The sequence below is a fragment of the Synechococcus sp. R55.7 genome, assembly GCF_047461955.1.
Classification (GTDB): Bacteria; Cyanobacteriota; Cyanobacteriia; order Thermostichales; family Thermostichaceae; genus Thermostichus.
Genome location: NZ_JANSIC010000005.1, coordinates 3,444 through 6,446 on the forward strand (window position 1 = coordinate 3,444; position 3,003 = coordinate 6,446).

At 59.3% G+C, this 3,003-nt stretch carries 1 protein-coding gene; it reads right to left on the minus strand.

Annotated elements, in window-relative coordinates; genetic code table 11:
• Window positions 1-17: 17 nt before the first annotated feature.
• Window positions 18-2,756 carry a valine--tRNA ligase gene (locus tag NW820_RS00670; protein ID WP_414406403.1) on the minus strand — a complete coding sequence of 913 codons (2,739 nt, stop codon included), beginning with the start codon at window positions 2,754-2,756 and terminating at the stop codon, window positions 18-20.
• Between the last annotated feature and the right edge of the window lie 247 nt (window positions 2,757-3,003).

Genomic DNA, 3,003 nt, shown 5'->3' on the forward strand with positions numbered 1-3,003 from the left:
CCTGCGCTGACGCCACCTCAGCCCAGCTTCTCCAGCCTGGATCCCAGTAACCTCATCTGGGCTTCCAGCTCTGCCAGTTGTTCCTGACTGGCTTGCACCACTTCAGGGTTGGCCCGGTTGAGAAAATTGGGGTTCTCTAGGCGAGCGCGGATCCCTTGGGCCTCTTTTTCCAGTTTGGCCAGGTCTTTTTGCAGTTTGGCCCGCAGCGCTTCCACATCCACCAGTCCTGCCAAGGGCATCAGCACCTGCACCGTGCCCACCACTGCAGCCGCCACCTGTTTGGGCTCCGTGGCCAGGGATCCCGTAATCTCCAAAGCCTCGGCCTTAACCAGATCCCGGATGTAGGCTTGGGCAGCCCTGAGAATTTGCTGCTGGGTGGGATCGTCGGTAACCAGGAGGGCGGTGACGGCCTGCTGGGGCTTGAGGCCGGCTTCTGCCCGCAGGTTGCGCAGGCTGGTAATGGTTTGGATCACCAAGCCAAACTCCCGCTCCAGTTGAGGGTCGATCCAACTGGGATCTGGGGTGGGATAGGGCTGCACAGAGATGGAAGTGGTTTGATTGACCTGGGTGAGCAGCTGCCAGATCTCCTCGGTGATGTGGGGCATCCAGGGGTGCAGCAGCTTGAGAATAGTTTCCAAAACGGTGGCCAGCACCTGCTGCGCTGCGCGTTTGGAAGCCAGGTCTTCTCCCCGCAGCCGGGGCTTGACCAGCTCGATGTACCAGTCGCAAAAGTCATCCCAAATGAGAGAGTAGAGCAGGCGCGCCCCCTCGCCCAGGCCATAGGCTTCCAGCTCGGCGATGACTTGGGTGGCTGTGGAGTGCAGCCGCGACAGGATCCAGCGATCGGCCAATTCCAGCGCTTCAGGAACAGGGGATCCCAGTTGGGCAGGGGTTTGCCCCTCCAAGTTCATCAACACAAAGCGGGAGGCGTTCCAGATCTTATTGGCAAAGTTGCGGGCGGCCTCTACGCTGGCGCTCTCGCCGGTCTTGCGGTCATAGGCCAGGCGGATGTCTTGCCCTGCCCCCACCACCTCTTTGACCAGGGCATAGCGCAGGGCGTCGGTGCCGTATTTGTCCAGCAGCTCCAGGGGATCGATGCCATTTCCCTTGGTTTTGGACATTTTCGCCCCGTGCTCATCCCGCACCAGGCCATTGATGTACACATCTTTGAAGGGGATCTGGCCGGTAAATTGGGATCCCATCATGGCCATGCGGGCCACCCAGAAGAAAATGATGTCAAAGCCCGTGGACATCAGGGAGTTGGGATAGTAGCGTTTGAAATCCTCGGTCTCTTCCGGCCAGCCCAGGGTTGAAAAGGGCCACAGAGCAGAGCTAAACCAGGTATCCAGCACATCGGGATCCTGTTCCACCCGCTCAACTTCTGGGCCAAACTTTTCCCGTGCCTTGAGCAGCGCTTCCTCGCCGTTGCGGGCCACCACAAAAGCTTGGGGATCCTCGAGAAGCTGGCCATTGAGGACTGGATACCAAGCTGGGATCTGATGGCCCCACCACAACTGCCGAGAAATGCACCAGGGGCGCAGCTTTTCCAGCCAGCCCGTGTAGACTTTGGTCCAGCGCTCAGGGATAAAGCGGGGGCTATTTCGTTGGTATTCCTCTTCCAAACAGCGAGCCCCCATCCCCGAGACATCGCAAAACCACTGAATGGAAAGCAAAGGCTCGATGGGCACGCCGCCGCGGTCGCTGTGGGGAACGGTGTGGGTGTAGTCCTCCACCTTCTCCAGCAGGCCATGTTCGGCAAACCACTGCACCACCTTTTCTCGGGCCACAAAGCGATCTAGGCCGGTGAAAGGATCCCCGTTTTCGTTGAGGGTGCCGTCTTTATTGAGGATGTTGATGAAGGGCAATTGGTGCCGTTTGCCGATTTCAAAGTCGTTGGGGTCGTGGGCCGGGGTAATTTTCACACACCCGGAGCCAAAGGAGGGATCCACATACTCATCCGCAATGATGGGGATGAGGCGATTTTTAATGGGCAGGCGAATGAACTGGCCGATGAGATGGCAATAGCGCTCGTCTTGGGGGTTCACCGCCACCGCCGTATCCCCCAGCATGGTCTCGGGCCGAGTGGTGGCCACCACCAGATACTGGCTGGGATCCTCGGCCAAGGGATAACGAAAATGCCACAAATGGCCCTTGACCTCTTTGTCGTCTAGCTCAATGTCTGACACCGCCGACTGGGTGGCCGGGCACCAGTTCACCAAATACTCGCCCCGGTAAATCAACCCCGCCTCGTATAGCCGCACAAACGCCTCGGTTACCGCCCGGCTCAGCCCCTCGTCGAGGGTAAAGCGATCCCGCGTCCAGTCCAGCGAGAGACCCAGCCGCCGCAACTGGCTCTTGATGGCTCCCTGCGACTGCTCCTTCCAAGCCCAGGCTCGCTCCAGAAAAGCCTCGCGGCCCAGATCGAAGCGGGTCTTGCCCTCTTGGCGCAGTTGGTTTTCCAGGATGGTGTGCACGGCGATGCTGGCATGGTCTGTGCCGGGCAGCCAGAGCACGTTGTAGCCGCGCATGCGCTTGTAGCGCGTCACCACATCCGGCAGGGTAAAGGCAAAAGCATGGCCCATGTGCAGGTTGCCCGTCACATTGGGCGGGGGCAGCACCATGCTAAAGGCCTCTCCCGGCGCCTTGGGATCCGCCACGTAAAAGCCCTTCTCCTCCCAAAAGCGCTGCCACTTCGGCTCGGTCTCGAAGGGGTTGTACTGGCTGGGCAGGTTGACAGAGGAAATTGCAGCAGTCATGGGGAGAATAGGCCAACGGCTGAGAAGGATAAATCACTTTATAGAGTAGCAGTCTAACCCCTTGCCCTTCGGGGTAGAGTGGCCCGTTGGTCTTGACCCCGATCACACAGCCAGAGAGGGATTTCGAGCTAGGGTACTGCTGTCCTCAGCGTTTGGGTACTGCGTTATGTCCAGATCATTGACGGCAACGGTCCTGATGGCTCTGATGGCTCTATCCCCTGGGATCCCTGCCTTGGCGCAACAGGAC